This is a genomic window from Saccharothrix tamanrassetensis, from assembly GCF_014203665.1.
GTDB classification, from domain to species: Bacteria; Actinomycetota; Actinomycetes; order Mycobacteriales; family Pseudonocardiaceae; genus Actinosynnema; species Actinosynnema tamanrassetense.
Genome location: NZ_JACHJN010000001.1, coordinates 1010475 through 1024463 on the forward strand (window position 1 = coordinate 1010475; position 13989 = coordinate 1024463).

12 protein-coding genes are annotated in these 13989 nt (G+C 70.1%); 3 read left to right on the forward strand and 9 right to left on the reverse strand.

Annotation, left to right across the window (positions count from 1 at the left end):
- Positions 1 to 35: 35 nt before the first annotated feature.
- From FHS29_RS04065 to thrS, 3 genes are all read right to left on the reverse strand, one after another.
- Entirely contained in the window at positions 36 to 875 is an 840-nt protein-coding gene (locus tag FHS29_RS04065; protein WP_184688288.1) for a helix-turn-helix domain-containing protein, read from the reverse strand.
- A 199-nt stretch (positions 876 to 1074) separates the two neighbouring features.
- Positions 1075 to 1620, reverse strand: coding sequence for an HIT family protein (locus FHS29_RS04070; protein ID WP_184688290.1), 546 nt, complete (start codon positions 1618 to 1620; stop codon positions 1075 to 1077).
- Positions 1617 to 3650: a threonine--tRNA ligase gene (gene thrS, locus FHS29_RS04075; protein ID WP_184688292.1), complete on the reverse strand. Its 2034-nt coding sequence runs from the start codon at positions 3648 to 3650 to the stop codon at positions 1617 to 1619. The genes FHS29_RS04070 and thrS overlap by 4 nt, the downstream gene beginning before the upstream one ends.
- Before the next feature lie 480 nt (positions 3651 to 4130).
- Here thrS and FHS29_RS04080 point away from each other — a divergent pair, with 480 nt between their 5' ends.
- Positions 4131 to 4994, forward strand: a complete 864-nt coding sequence (locus FHS29_RS04080) for a lamin tail domain-containing protein (protein WP_184688294.1) — start codon at positions 4131 to 4133, stop codon at positions 4992 to 4994.
- 151 nt (positions 4995 to 5145) lie between these two features.
- Here the strand turns inward: FHS29_RS04080 and FHS29_RS04085 are convergent, their stop codons facing one another.
- From FHS29_RS04085 to FHS29_RS04105, 5 genes are read right to left on the reverse strand one after another with little or no spacing between them, the layout of a single operon-like run.
- On the reverse strand, positions 5146 to 5847 hold the full coding sequence (locus FHS29_RS04085) for a FadR/GntR family transcriptional regulator (protein ID WP_184688295.1): 702 nt from the start codon (positions 5845 to 5847) through the stop codon (positions 5146 to 5148).
- Positions 5847 to 6614: a 3-oxoacyl-ACP reductase gene (locus tag FHS29_RS04090; RefSeq protein ID WP_184688297.1), complete on the reverse strand. Its 768-nt coding sequence runs from the start codon at positions 6612 to 6614 to the stop codon at positions 5847 to 5849. The genes FHS29_RS04085 and FHS29_RS04090 overlap by 1 nt, the downstream gene beginning before the upstream one ends.
- Before the next feature lie 23 nt (positions 6615 to 6637).
- Positions 6638 to 7996 (reverse strand): aldehyde dehydrogenase family protein, encoded by a 1359-nt coding sequence (locus FHS29_RS04095; RefSeq protein ID WP_184688298.1) that lies wholly within the window; start codon positions 7994 to 7996, stop codon positions 6638 to 6640.
- Positions 7996 to 8691, reverse strand: coding sequence for a gamma-glutamyl-gamma-aminobutyrate hydrolase family protein (locus tag FHS29_RS04100; RefSeq protein ID WP_184688300.1), 696 nt, complete (start codon positions 8689 to 8691; stop codon positions 7996 to 7998). The genes FHS29_RS04095 and FHS29_RS04100 overlap by 1 nt, the downstream gene beginning before the upstream one ends.
- Entirely contained in the window at positions 8672 to 10012 is a 1341-nt protein-coding gene (locus tag FHS29_RS04105; protein WP_184688302.1) for a glutamine synthetase family protein, read from the reverse strand. Before FHS29_RS04105 ends, FHS29_RS04100 begins: the two co-directional genes overlap by 20 nt.
- Positions 10013 to 10225: 213 nt before the next feature.
- Here FHS29_RS04105 and eat point away from each other — a divergent pair, with 213 nt between their 5' ends.
- Complete coding sequence (eat, locus tag FHS29_RS04110; protein ID WP_184688304.1) at positions 10226 to 11641, forward strand: ethanolamine permease; 1416 nt, start codon at positions 10226 to 10228, stop codon at positions 11639 to 11641.
- Positions 11642 to 11782: 141 nt separating this feature from the next.
- Entirely contained in the window at positions 11783 to 12646 is an 864-nt protein-coding gene (locus FHS29_RS04115) for a 3-hydroxybutyryl-CoA dehydrogenase (RefSeq protein WP_184688305.1), read from the forward strand.
- A gap of 79 nt (positions 12647 to 12725) precedes the next feature.
- Here the strand turns inward: FHS29_RS04115 and FHS29_RS04120 are convergent, their stop codons facing one another.
- Positions 12726 to 13835: a tryptophan dimethylallyltransferase family protein gene (locus FHS29_RS04120; RefSeq protein ID WP_312864737.1), complete on the reverse strand. Its 1110-nt coding sequence runs from the start codon at positions 13833 to 13835 to the stop codon at positions 12726 to 12728.
- Between the last annotated feature and the right edge of the window lie 154 nt (positions 13836 to 13989).

Sequence of the window (13989 nt, forward strand, 5' to 3'; positions counted from 1 at the left end):
GGACGACTGGGTCTCCGGCAGCCTAACGGCCCAGCTCAGCCGAGCTTGCGGTGGTCCCTGGAGATTCCCTCCAGCAGGTCCTCCAGCTGCTCGCCGCGCATGGCGAGCCGCTCCAGCCGGCCGAACAGCGCCAGGTACTCGCGCACGTCGTGGGGGTCGGTGATGGTCGCGTTGCCGGTCAGCACGCTCAACGTCACCACCCGCTCGTCGTAGACCTGGAACCCGTGCAGCGCGACCAGGTTCGCGTCCGCGGTCCAGGGCACCACGCCGAGCTGCACATTCGGTCTCCGCATGATCTGCACGAGGTGCTCGATCTGCTCGCACATCAGGTCGGCCGACCCCATCCGCCACCGCAGCGCACCCTCGGCCAGCAGGAACACGAACCGCTTGCCCAGGTCGTCCATCCGCGCCCGACGGCTGCGCAGCGTGGCGATCGCGGTGTCCTGCTCGTGCGCCGGCGTGGCGTTGAGCACCACCCGCAGGTAGTTCTCACTCTGCAACAACGCCGGAACCCCGGCGTTCTGAAAAAAACGGCTCGTGGTCGCACGGGCCTCGATACGCGCCACGGTCTGCTGGTGCCGATGCGCCCCGCGGTGCAGCACCACCCGGCGGGTCTCCGCCTCGGCGTGCAGCTGACGGGCCAGTTCCACCAGCTCGACCCTGGTCTCCCTGGTCGCCGACAACTCGGCCACCAGGCGCTCCACGTCGGTCACGGACGGGAGGAGCATGCCGTTCTCGATCTTCGACAACTTCGACTGGCTCATCCCGGTAGCCCGCGCGGTGGCCGTGCCGGTCATCTTGGCCTCCGTGCGCAGCCTGCGTAACTCGCGCGAGAGCCGTTCTCGGGCCAGCCGCGAACGCTCAGGTGCGGTCATGAAACGCACGTTATCGATGATGGCGGTCCGTGACGATCGGCCACACAGGGAATACCGGACGTTCATCGCCGCTCATGTGGTGATCTTTCGCACGGCGACTGTGTGTATTCGGGTTGCACGTGCAGACGGGCGTGCACTCGGCGGCACGAGACCGCCGAGTGACGCAATTCGACGGTCGGATGCGGTGCGGCGCTGCCGACTAATGCGTCGACCAGGCGTCCGCCAGCAGTCGACGGGTCTCCCCGAGCAGCTGCGGCAGGACCTTGGTGTGGCCGATCACCGGCATGAAGTTCGCGTCGCCGCCCCACCGGGGCACCACGTGCTGGTGCAGGTGGGCGGCGATGCCGGCGCCCGCCACGACGCCCTGGTTCATGCCGATGTTGAACCCGTGCGGGTTCGCCACGGCGCGGATCACCCGCATGGCGCGCTGCGTGAACTCGGCGAGTTCAGCCGTCTCGGCGGGCGTGAGGTCGGTGTAGTCGGGCACGTGCCGGTAGGGCAGCACCATCAGGTGGCCGGGGTTGTACGGGTACAGGTTGAGCACCGCGAACACCAGCGCGCCACGGGCCAGGATCAGGCCCTCGGCGTCGTCCAGCCCGATCACCCGGCAGAACGGGCAGCCCTCCGGCTCGTCGCCGACCGCCTTGCCCTCACCGCGCACGTAGGAGAGGCGGTGCGGGGTCCACAGCCGCTGCAGCTCGTCGTGGACCCCGACCCCGTCCTGCTCTTCGTACCGGGGCGTCACTGGACGAGTTCCGCCGTGGGCGAGGCGTTCTCGCGACGGGTCACCCAGTCGACGATGGTCTCGACCGCGCGGGCCACCGGCACGCCGTTGATCTGCGTGCCGTCGCGGAACCGGAACGACACCGCGCCGGATTCGACGTCCTTGCCGCCCGCGAGCAGCATGAACGGCACCTTCTGGGTGGTGTGGTTGCGGATCTTCTTCTGCATCCGGTCGTCGGAGGAGTCCACCTCCACCCGGATCTTGCGCTCCCGCAGCGCCGCCGCGACCCGCTCCAGGTGCTCGACGTGCTCGTCGGCGATCGGGATGCCGACCACCTGCACGGGGGCCAGCCACGCCGGGAACGCCCCCGCGTAGTGCTCGGTGAGCACGCCGAAGAACCGTTCGATGGACCCGAACAGCGCCCGGTGGATCATGATCGGCTGCTGCCGGGAGCCGTCCGGCGCGGTGTACTCCAGCTCGAACCGCTTGGGCTGGTTGAAGTCGAGCTGGATGGTCGACATCTGCCACGACCGGCCGATGGCGTCCTTGGCCTGCACGGAGATCTTCGGGCCGTAGTACGCCGCACCGCCGGGGTCGGGCACGAGTTCCAGCCCGGAGTCCTCGGCGGCCTGCCGCAGCGTCTCGGTGGCCTCCGCCCACTCCTGCGGGTCGCCGATGAACTTCGGCGAGTCGTCGCGGGTGGACAGTTCGAGGTAGAAGTCGCTCAGGCCGTAGTCGGCGAGCAGGTCGAGCACGAACTTCAGCAGCGACCGGAGCTCGCCCGGCATCTGCTCCTTCGTGCAGTAGATGTGCGAGTCGTCCATCGTCAGGCCGCGCACCCGGGTGAGGCCGTGCACCACGCCGGACTTCTCGTACCGGTAGACCGTGCCGAACTCGAACAGCCGCAGCGGCAGCTCGCGGTAGGACCGCCCGCGCGACCTGAAGATCAGGTTGTGCATCGGGCAGTTCATCGCCTTGAGGTAGTAGTCCTCGCCCTCGAACTCGATCGGCGGGAACATCGTGTCCGCGTAGTAGGGCAGGTGGCCGGACGTGTGGAACAGGCCGCTCTTGCTGATGTGCGGCGTGTTGACGAACTCGTAGTCCGACTCCTCGTGCCGGCGGCGCGAGTAGTCCTCCAGCTCACGGCGGATGACGCCGCCCTTGGGGTGGAACACGGCCAGCCCCGAGCCCAGCTCGTCGGGGAAGCTGAACAGGTCCAGCTCGACCCCCAGCTTGCGGTGGTCGCGGCGCTCGGCCTCGGCGAGCAGCTCCAGGTAGCCGTCCAGCGCCTCCTGCGACTCCCAGGCCGTGCCGTAGATCCGCTGGAGCTGCGGGTTGTTCTCGTTGCCGCGCCAGTAGGCGGCGGCCACGCGGGTGAGCTTGAACGCCGGGATGTGCTTGGTCGTGGGCACGTGCGGGCCGCGGCACAGGTCGCCCCACACCCGGTCGCCGCTGCGCGGGTCCAGGTTGTCGTAGATCGTCAGCTCGCCGCCGCCGACCTCCATGATCTCCGAGGTGTCGACGGCGGCGCCCGACTCCCCACCGGCTTTGACGTCCACGAGCTCCAGCTTGAACGGCTCGTCCGCCAGCTCGCGCTTGGCCGCGTCGACGGACTCGACCACCCGCCGGTCGAACCGCTGCGCGCCCTTGACGATCTGCTTCATGCGCTTCTCCAGCGCCTGGAGGTCCTCGGGCGTGAACGGCTTGTCGACCCGGAAGTCGTAGTAGAACCCGTCCTTGACCGGCGGGCCGATGCCCAGCTTGGCCTCCGGGAACTGCTGCTGGACGGCCTGCGCGAGCACGTGCGCGGCGGAGTGCCGGATCACCGCGCGGCCGTCCGGCGTGTCGGCGGCCACCGGCTCCACTTCGACGTCCACCCGCGGCGCCCAGGACAGGTCGCGCAGGTGCCCTTCGGCGTCCCGGACCACCACGACGGCGTCCGGCCCCTTGCCGGGCAGCCCCGCCTCCCGGACCGCCGTGCCCGCGGTGGTCCCGGCCGGCACCACCACGCGCGGTGGGGCGAGTGCGGCTGCGGGGCGCGGCTGGGACACGATGACTCCTCGGGTAGGCGGTGCTATTGCCGGAGATGTTATCGGGGCTCACCGACCTGTTATCTGCCGACACGTCCCGAAGCCATCCGGTCCAGGGCCTGAGACCGCTCTCAAGGCCCGCGGCGGCCTGCCCGGCTACGGCCCCTTGGAGCAGGCACCAGCCGAGGGTCGGATCGACTGCCGATGACATCGCCGTACGGCTCGTGGTGCCGGGAAACCGCCCGCTGCGCCACCGAGTGACCCGGGCTCGTCGGCCGACGCACGCGGGTCGCGGGCACCACCGGATGAACCAACGCGTATTCCGCCACCCGCAGAGCGTGAAAGCGCAATTCAGCGGGAAGTGGTCTGTTCGAGTATTCGGACCACTCGAACGGACTCCACAACGGAGCGCGCCACCAACCCTGACGACCTTTTTCCCGAACCCCTACTCCCCCACCCAGCGGATTACCCACCGCACCTGTAGGCGAGCATGATCACCTCATGAGCACTGCGACGACGTCCGGCAGCTGGCCGACGATCAGCACCACACCTCCGAACCTCGAAGGATTGGGCACCGACCACGTCAAGTGGGGTGTTCCCGCCGGCTCGGGCAAGAGCGGGTACGTGTTCCGCGGTGGCGCTGTCGACGTGAAGCTGGACGGCACGGAATTCACCCTGGGCACGTTCACCCACGAGAACTTCCCCATTCAGGCGATGCCGCAGTCCCAGTTCGAGGTCGACCTCACGGTCAAGGTGGTCTTCGAGGACGGCACGGAGAGCGACTTCAGCTTCAAGTTCCGGCACAACGAGACCCCCAACGTCGGCCCCAACCCGGAGGACGAGGTCGACCTGCCCACGTTCGTCTCGCCGGAGAACGTCACCGTCGAAGGTGAGCAGTACGCCGTCGTGATCAGCGGTTTCAAGCAGGGCGGCCAGGTGGTCCGGAAGTTCATCAGCGCGGAGAACAGCGCCAACAGCGCCGACGTGGTGGCCCTGTTCGGCAAGGCGGGCCGGCCGGACGTGGTGATCACGACGGTGCGCAACAAGGGCGAGGTGAAGCGGACCCAGGCGGACGAGTACGTGGAGATCGTCAACCGCGGCAGCGCACCGGGGGACATTTCCGGCTGGACGCTGGGCGCCGACGACGCGGGCCAGGACTTCACCTTCCCGCCGGGCACCGTTCTCCAACCGGGCCAGCGGATCCGGGTTTACACCAACGAGATCCACCCGGAGTCCGGTGGTTTCTCGTACGGGATCAAGCGGCCCATCTGGAACGACCAGGGCGACACCGCCAAATTGCGTGACACGAACCGCAACGTGGTCTCGCAGTTCGGCTACGGCAAATCCGCCCAGCCCACCCCCTAGGCACCGTCGGAATCCACCCGGATTCGGCTTCGGCAGGAATGCCGAGGCCGGATTCGGCTTCGGTGGTAAGTCGACACCGGATTCGGCTTCGGCTTCGGCAGCCGATATCGGATTCGGTTCGCCTTACCGGACCGGCGCGTTCGGCCACCGGTCAGGACAGGAAACCGCGCAGCAGCGACGCCGTGCCGTCCAGGTGTTCCGCCATCGCCCGGCGCGCCCCTTCCGCGTCGCCGTCCAGGATCCGCGTGACGACCAGCTCGTGCTGGTCGTTGGAGTGCGCCAGGTTCGGCGGCAGCAGCGGGATCCGCTCCAGCAGTTCGTTCACCCGCATCCGCACGTCCGCGATGGCCCCCGTCAGCGACGCGGACCCGGTGGACTCCGCGATCGCCAGGTGCAGCCGGGAGTCCTTGCGCCGGTACTCGGCCAGCTCGGCCGAGGAGCACTCGGCGAGCCGCGCCCGCAGGTTCCGCCGCTCCCCCGGTCCCAGCGACCGCCCGGCCGCGCACTCGGCGGCCCCGGTCTCCAGCACGGTGCGCAGCGTCAGCGCGTCGAGCAGTTCGGGCACCTCCACCCGCCGCCCCGGCAGCGACGCGGGCAACTCGGCGTTGACGAACGTGCCGCCGTAGCGGCCCCGCCTGGACTCCACGATCCCGGCGTCCTGCAAGGACCTGATCGCCTCGCGCAAGGTCACCCGGCTCACGCCGAGCCTGGTCGCGAGTTCCCGTTCGGCGGGCAGCCGCTCGCCCGGCGGCACGACGCCGAGCCGGATCGCCTGCATGAGCCGTTCCACCGTCTCCTCGAACGCGTTGCCCGCCCGGACCGGGCGGAACAACGCGTCCCGCAACGGCATCATCACAGCGGTGTCACGTAGGCGCCCGCGATACCGCCGTCCACCAGGAAGTTCGACGCGGTGATGAACGACGAGTCGTCGCTGGCCAGGAACGCCACCGCGGCCGCGATCTCCTCCGGCTCGGCGAACCGGCCCAGCGGCACGTGCACCAGCCGCCGCGCGGCCCGTTCCGGGTCCTTCGCGAACAGCTCGCGCAGCAGCGGGGTGTTCACCGGTCCCGGCGACAGCGCGTTGACCCGCACGCCCTCCCGCGCGAACTGCACGCCCAGCTCACGGCTCATCGCCAGCACGCCGCCCTTCGAGGCGGTGTAGGAGATCTGCGAGGTGGCCGCGCCCATGGTGGCGACGAACGACGCCGTGTTGATCACCGATCCCTTGCCCTGCCGCAACATGTGCGGGATGGCGTAGCGGCAGCACAGGTACACCGACGTCAGGTTGACCTTCTGCACCCGGTCCCACGCCTCGATGCCGGTGGTCAGGATGGAGTCGTCCTCGGGCGGCGAGATGCCCGCGTTGTTGAACGCGACGTCCAGCGAGCCACAGGTGTCCACAGTGGTCTGGTACAGCGCCGACACCTGCTCCTCGTCGGTCACGTCGACCCGCACGAACAGCCCGCCCACCTCGTCGGCGGCGGCCTCGCCCGCGCCCGCGTCGACGTCCGCGACCACCACCCGCGCGCCCTCGCTCGCCAGCCGGCGCACCGAGGCCAGGCCGATGCCGCTGCCGCCGCCGGTCACGACGGCCACCCGGCCTTCCAGTCGCTGTGCCATGTCTCTCCCATTCAGCCGGATCATCAGTGGGCGATGAAGACGTTCTTGGTCTCGGTGAACGGTCCCAGCGCGTCCGGCCCCAGCTCACGTCCCAGCCCGGACTGCTTGAACCCGCCGAACGGCGTCCAGTAGCGGACCGACGAGTGCGAGTTGACCGACAGGTTCCCGGCCTCCACACCGCGCGAGACGCGCAGGGCCCGCCCCACGTCACGGGTCCAGATCGAGCCGGACAGCCCGAAATCGCCGGCGTTGGCCAGCCGCACGGCCTCGTCCTCGTCGGCGAACGGCAGCACGGCCACCACCGGCCCGAAGATCTCGTCCACGGCGGCGGGATCGTCGGGCCGCACGGGTGCCAGGACCGTCGGGGGGAACCAGAAACCCGGCCCGTCGGGAGCCGACCCCCGGAACGCCACCGGTGCGTCGTCGGGCACGTACGAGGACACCTTGGCCAGGTGCGCGGCGGAGATCAACGGTCCCATCTCGGTGGCCTCGTCGCCGGGCGCGCCGACGACGACGCCCTTCACCGCCGGTTCCAGCAGCTCCATGAACCGGTCGTAGACCGAGGCCTGCACCAGGATCCGCGACCGCGCGCAGCAGTCCTGGCCGGCGTTGTCGAACACCCCGTACGGCGCGGTGGCGGCGGCCTGCTCCAGGTCCGCGTCGGCGAACACGATGTTGGCCGACTTGCCGCCCAGCTCCAGCGTCACCCGCTTCACCTGGTCCGCGCAGCCCGCCATGACCTGCTTGCCCACCCGCGTGGACCCGGTGAACACCACCTTGCGCACCGCCGGGTGCGTGACGAAGCGTTGCCCGACAACAGGTCCGGCACCGGGCAGCACCTGGAACACGTCCTCCGGGATGCCCGCCTCACGAGCCAGCTCCGCGAGCCGCAGCGCGGTCAGCGGTGTCAGCTCGGCGGGCTTGAGCACCACCGTGTTGCCCGCCGCCAGCGCCGGCGCGAAACCCCAGCCCGCGATGGGCATCGGGAAGTTCCACGGCACGATCACACCCACCACGCCCAACGGTTCCTGGAACGTCACGTCCAGCCCGCCGGCCACCGGGATCTGCCTGCCGAACAGGCGTTCCGGCGCGGCCGAGTAGTAGTGCAGCACGTCGCGGACGTTGCCCGCCTCCCACCGCGCGTTGCCGATGGTGTGCCCCGCGTTCAGCACTTCCAGCGCCGCGAGCTCCTCCACGGCACCGTCGACGGCGTCGGCGAACCGGCGCAGCAGCCGGGCGCGGTCACCGGGGGCGACCGCCTTCCAGGCGGGGAACGCGGCCTGGGCCCGGGCGATCGCCGCGTCGGTCTCCTCCAGCGAGGCGAGTCCGACGCGGCGCACCACTTCCCCGGTCGCCGGGTTGATCACGTCGGAGGAGGCCATCACACGCCCTTCCGCACCGCGTCGACGAACGCATCGAACAGCCGGTCCTCGCGGTCGGCCTCCGGGTGCGACTGGATGCCGAGCACGAACCGCTTCCGCGGCAGCTCCACCGCCTCCACCTCGCCGTCCGGCGCGGTGGCGACGACCTCCAGGCCGTCACCGATGCGGTCCAGCGTCTGGTGGTGGTGGCACAGCACGGACAACGACGGTCCGACGATCCCGGCCAGCGCGCTGCCCGCCACCACCGCGACGTCCACCTTCTCGAACACGGCCGGCGTCACGTTGTGGCCGGCCACGTGCTGGTGCAGCGTGCCGCCGAGCACCACGTTGAGCACCTGCATACCCCGGCACACCGCCAGCAGCGGGAGGTCCAGCTCCAGCGCAGCCCGCGCCAGCGCCAGTTCCGCGTCGTCCCGGTGGGCGTTCGCCTTGCCGGTGCGCGGATCCCGCGCCGCGCCGTACCTGGCGGGGTCGACGTCCCCGCCGCCCGCCAGCACCAGGCCGTCCAGGAACGCGATGGTGCCGGCGTTCCAGTTGCCCAACGGGGGCAGCAGCACGGGGTTGCCGCCCGCCCGCACCACCGAGTCGAGGTAGGCGCGGTGCAGCACGGCGGCTTCGACGTCCCACACGCCGAACCTCGTGCGGTCCAGGTAGGTGCTGATGCCGATCAGCGGTTCAGAGCCGTTCGAAACCACGGACACGCTCCCAGTCGGTCACGGTCGAGTCGTAGGCGGCCAGTTCCACCTTGGCCGCGTTGAGGTAGTGGTCCACCACGTCCTTGCCGAACGCGTCGCGCGCGATGTCGCTGCGCGCCAACAGGGATGCCGCGTCCCGCAACGTCGTCGGCACGGTCTCGCGGTCGGAGGTGTAGGCGTTGCCGACGAACTCGTCCTCCAGCCGAAGGTCGTTGTCCACCCCGTGCAGGCCCGCCGCGATCAGCGCCGCCACCGCCAGGTAGGGGTTCACGTCACCGCCCGGCACTCGGTTCTCGAACCGCAGCGACTGGCCGTGCCCGACCACGCGCAGCGCGCACGTCCGGTTGTCCCGGCCCCACGCCACGGCGGTCGGCGCGAAGCTGCCGGGGACGAAACGCTTGTAGGAGTTGACGTTCGGCGCGAGGAAGTAGGTCAGCTCGCGCAGCCCGGCGAGCTGTCCCGCCATGAACGACTTCATCAGCGCCGACATCCCGCGCCCTTCGGCGAACACCGGCTCACCGGCCGCGGAGCGCAGGCTCAGGTGGATGTGGCACGAGTTGCCCTCGCGCTCGTTGTACTTCGCCATGAACGTCAGGGACTTGCCGTGCTGCGCGGCGATCTCCTTGGCACCGGTCTTGTAGATGCCGTGGTTGTCGCACGTGGCCAGCGCTTCCTTGTACCGGAACGCGATCTCGTGCTGGCCGGGGTTGCACTCGCCCTTGGCCGACTCGACCTCCAGGCCCGCGCCCGCCATGTGGTTGCGGATGTCGCGCAGCAGCGGCTCGATGCGTGCGGTTCCCAGCAGCGAGTAGTCGACGTTGTACTGGTTCGCCGGGGTGAGGTTGCGGTAGCCCCGGTCCCAGGCGTCCTCGAAGGTGTTGTCGAAGACGATGAACTCCAACTCGGTGCCGACGAACGCCTGGAGACCGCGCTCCGCCAGCCGGTCGAGCTGGCGGCGCAGGATCTGGCGCGGCGAAGCGGGCACGGGCTCCCCGCTCTCCCACTCGATGTCGCACATCACCAGCGCGGTGCCCTCCTGCCACGGGACGCGGCGCAGCGTGGACAGGTCCGGCTTCATCACGAAGTCGCCGTAGCCGGTGTCCCAGGAGGACATCGCGTAGCCGTCGACCGGGTTCATGTCCACGTCCACCGCGAGCAGGTAGTTGCAGCCCTCCGCGGCGTGCTCCAGGACCTCGCTCAGGAAGTACCGCGCGGCGCACCGCTTGCCCTGGAGACGGCCCTGCATGTCGACGACGGCCACGAGGACCGTGTCGATCTCCCCGGTGTCCACGAGCTCGCGCAACTCCTCGACGGTGAGCATTCGCACTACCTCCAAAGGTATGTCAGCGAGCCATTGGCCGCCGCCATCCTGACACCATCAGGTGACGCACGCCAGCCCTCCCCGCCTCTCCCGCACTGGCTCGGATACCCGACCGCGAAGCCGTCGCGCGCCGGCTTGTTGACACCATCAGGTGACGCACGCCACTCTCGAACCGCCTTCAAAGGAGCGCAGCTGACCCATTAGGGAGCGCAGATGGCCAAGCACGTCGAGTACGAGAAGGTGGGCAGCGAGTACCTGGAGCACCGACAGCTCAAGCGCGGCGCGGCGGGGTGGGTGCTGCTCGCCGGGCTCGGGGTGTCGTACGTGATCTCCGGCGACTTCGCCGGGTGGAACTTCGGGCTGGCGCAGGGCGGCTGGGGCGGTCTGCTGGTCGCGACCGTCCTGATGGCCACCATGTACACGTGCATGGTGTTCGGTCTGGCCGAACTCGCCGCCGCGCTGCCCGTGGCCGGCGCCGGGTACGGCTTCGCCCGCCGCGCGCTGGGACCGCTGGGCGGGTTCGCGACCGGTGTCGCCATCCTGATCGAGTACGCCATCGCGCCCGCCGCCATCGCGGTGTTCATCGGCGGGTACGTGGAGACGCTGGGGCTGTTCGGGTTGACCAACTCGTGGCCGGTGTACCTGGTGTGCTTCCTGATCTTCGTCGGCGTGCACCTGTTCGGGGTGGGTGAGGCGCTGCGGTTGATGTTCGTGATCACCGGCATCGCGGTGGTGGCGCTGCTGGCGTTCGTCATCGGCATGATCCCCCGGTTCGACGTCGACAAGCTGTTCGACCTCGCCGGGAACGACGGGTTCCTGCCGTTCGGGTTCGCCGGGGCGCTCGGCGCGCTCGTCTACGCGATCTGGTTCTTCCTCGCCGTGGAAGGCGTTCCGCTGGCCGCCGAGGAGGCGCGCGACCCGAAGCGCGACATGCCGCGCGGCATCATCGGCGCGATGGCGGCGCTGCTGCTGTTCGCCGGCGCCATCCTGGTGCTCGCGCCCGGCGGGGCGGGCTCGGAGGCCCTGAAGGGGTCGAACAACCCGCTTCCCGACGCCGTGCGGGCGGCCTACGGCGGGGACAACCCGCTGGCGCAGATCGTGAACTACGTCGGCCTGGCCGGGCTGGTGGCGAGCTTCTTCTCCATCATCTTCGCGTACTCCCGGCAGCTGTTCGCGCTGTCGCGCGCGGGCTACCTGCCGCGCTGGCTGTCCAGGACGGGCAAGCGGAAGACGCCCTACCTGGCGCTGATCGTGCCGGGCGCGATCGGGTTCGTGTTGGCGGCGGTCACCCGGGACGGGGCGCTGCTGATCGACATCGCGGTGTTCGGCGCGGCGCTGTCGTACGTGCTGATGATGGTGTCGCACATCGTGTTGCGCATCCGTGAACCGGGACTGGAACGCCCCTACCGGACGCCCGGCGGGGTCGTGACGACCGGTGTCGCGCTGGTGCTCGCCCTGGCGGCGGTGGTGGCGACGTTCTTCGTGGACAAGACGGCCGCCGGGATCACCGCGGGGATCGTCGTGGTGGCGCTGGCCTACTTCTGGTTCTACAGCAGGCACCACCTGGTCGCGGCCGCGCCGGAGGAGGAGTTCGCCGCGATCGCCCGAGCGGAGCGGGACCTGGGCTGAGGGGCTCCGGCGTGTCCGCCCACGCGAAGGCGGGCACGCCGGTCCCGGTGCGGTCCACCGCTGCACCCGTCGTCGCCCGAGGCGCACGTGGCTACAGGTGGAGGTTGTGCCGGTGCGCACCCGCCCTGGCAGGATCGGGGCGTGAGTGACATTCAACGTGTTGGAGTGGTGGGGTCCGGGCTGATGGGCTCCGGTATCGCCGAGGTCTGCGCGCGAGCGGGGCTCGACGTGCTGGTGGCCGAGGTGAACCTGGATGCCACCGAGGCCGCGAAGGGGCGGATCGCCGCTTCGTTGGGCAAGGGCGTGCGCAGCGGGAAGCTGACCGCCGAGGACCGGGACGCCGCACTGGAGCGCCTCCGGTTCACCACCGACATCGCCGACTTCGCCGACCGCAACCTGGTGGTCGAAGCCGTCGCGGAGAACGAGCAGGTCAAGACGGACGTCTTCGCCGCGCTGGACAAGGTCGTGCAGGACCCGAAGGCGATCTTCGCCTCGAACACCTCCTCCATCCCGATCATGAAGCTGGGCATGGCGACCGGCCGCCCCGAGCAGGTCATCGGGGTGCACTTCTTCAACCCGGTGCCGGTGTTGAAGCTGGTCGAGCTGGTGCCCTCGCTGCTGACCGGCGAGCAGACGCAGAGCCGAGCCGAGGCGTTCGTGACCGGGGTGCTGCACAAGGAGGTCATCCGGTCGCAGGACCGGGCGGGGTTCGTGGTGAACGCCCTGCTGATCCCCTACCTGCTGTCCTCGATCCGGATGCTGGAGTCCGGCTTCGCGAGCGCGGAGGACATCGACAACGGCATGGTGCTGGGCTGCGCGCACCCGATGGGGCCGCTGCGGCTGGCCGACCTGATCGGCCTGGACACCACCAAGGCGATCGCCGAGTCGATGTACGAGGAGTTCAAGGAGCCCCTGTACTCGCCGCCGCCGCTGCTGCTGCGCATGGTGGACGCGGGGCTGCTGGGCAAGAAGAGCGGTCGCGGGTTCCACAACTACGCGGCCTGAGGTCTCCCCCGGCGCCGTTCCCCGCCGGGGAGCCGTGCCGCGTGCGGGTCTCCGGCAGGGCTCGGAGACCCGCGCGCCGTCACACGTGCACGCCGTCCACCGGGGTGTCGTAGACGGCGAACCGGAAGTACACGCCGAGGTCCGGGCGGCGTGACGCCGTGCGGAAGCTCAGCAGCTCGTGCATCCCGGCCATCGACTCCAGCGGCAGCGGGGCCAGCGCTTCGGCGACGTGCCGGTACTGCCGGTGGTCCACGCCGAACCGGCGCATGACCGACGTGATGCGCGCGGCGGCATCCGCATCGGATTCCGCCGCGCCGGGCAGTCGCAGGTAGACGTTGGCCTCCTCCGGCCCCGCGCAGCCCGAGCGGAACGCCAGGCACGTCATCGGCTCGTTGTCCGGCGACGCGGGCGAGCCGTACACGTCCCGGTAGGCGGGCCCGGCCGACACCGGGTCGTGGGTGCGCGCCAGCGACGCCACCCGGTCCAGGTCGACCCGACCGGTGTGCCGGAAGTAGACCTTCACCCGCGCGTCGGGGGTGTCCGCCAGGTCCAGCGCGACGAACTCCAGCTGGTGCCCCTCGTCCGCCAGTTCGTGGTACTGCGCGGCGACCCGGTCCCACGCGAACGGCAGCCCCAGCCGGGTCATCGCCGCGCACATCACCTCGGGCACCGCCGCCGGCCCGTGCGCCTGCGGGTTGAGGTAGACCTTGTAGCGCGGCTTCTCGCCGGGGCGGTAGGCCAGCGAGTGCCAGACCGTCGGCCGGAACGGGCGCGGCTCGTCCACCACGAAGAGGTCCTCGACGAGGTGGTACCGCGTCAGCGAGACACCCGGCCGGCCGGCCAGCGAGCGGGTCAGCGCCCGGCCCGCGTCCTGCGCCGCCCGCGCGGTGGGTTGCGCGCCGATGGATTCGAACAGCACCCGGACTTCCGGCACGCCGCCCCGCCAACTCACCGAGAACTCGATCGGGAATCCGTCCCGGGAAACGAACGACGGATATTCCCGGCGCAATCCGATGCGGCGATCGGACCAATCACCGAGGACGGCGCCCAGTTCGCCCAGCGAGACGCGTAACTGCTCGACGGAGAAACCCAGCGCCGTGCCGATGGCGAGCCACTTGTCGAACGCGAAGCCTCGGTAGGTCGAATCCGATGCACTGAACAGGCCCTCACGGCGTGAGGCCTGAGCCACAGCGACAGAACTGGACACTAGGCACCTCCGGGCGCAAGGCTTACCTTGTGCAGAGGGTGCGCGCAATGGACGACGGGCCGGCCGGTGGAGATCACACCCGGCGGCCACCGGCACGCTGCGTGACGGAATTGGGCCGAAAGGGTGGCGGCACTTG

Coding starts and splice junctions, on each gene's coding strand:
- FHS29_RS04065 (WP_184688288.1), bottom strand. CDS start 875: ATGACCGCACCTGAGCGTTCGCGGCTGGCCCGAGAACGGCTCTCGCGC.
- FHS29_RS04080 (WP_184688294.1), top strand. CDS start 4,131: ATGAGCACTGCGACGACGTCCGGCAGCTGGCCGACGATCAGCACCACA.
- FHS29_RS04085 (WP_184688295.1), bottom strand. CDS start 5,847: ATGATGCCGTTGCGGGACGCGTTGTTCCGCCCGGTCCGGGCGGGCAAC.
- FHS29_RS04090 (WP_184688297.1), bottom strand. CDS start 6,614: ATGGCACAGCGACTGGAAGGCCGGGTGGCCGTCGTGACCGGCGGCGGC.
- FHS29_RS04095 (WP_184688298.1), bottom strand. CDS start 7,996: ATGGCCTCCTCCGACGTGATCAACCCGGCGACCGGGGAAGTGGTGCGC.
- FHS29_RS04105 (WP_184688302.1), bottom strand. CDS start 10,012: ATGCTCACCGTCGAGGAGTTGCGCGAGCTCGTGGACACCGGGGAGATC.
- eat (WP_184688304.1), top strand. CDS start 10,226: ATGGCCAAGCACGTCGAGTACGAGAAGGTGGGCAGCGAGTACCTGGAG.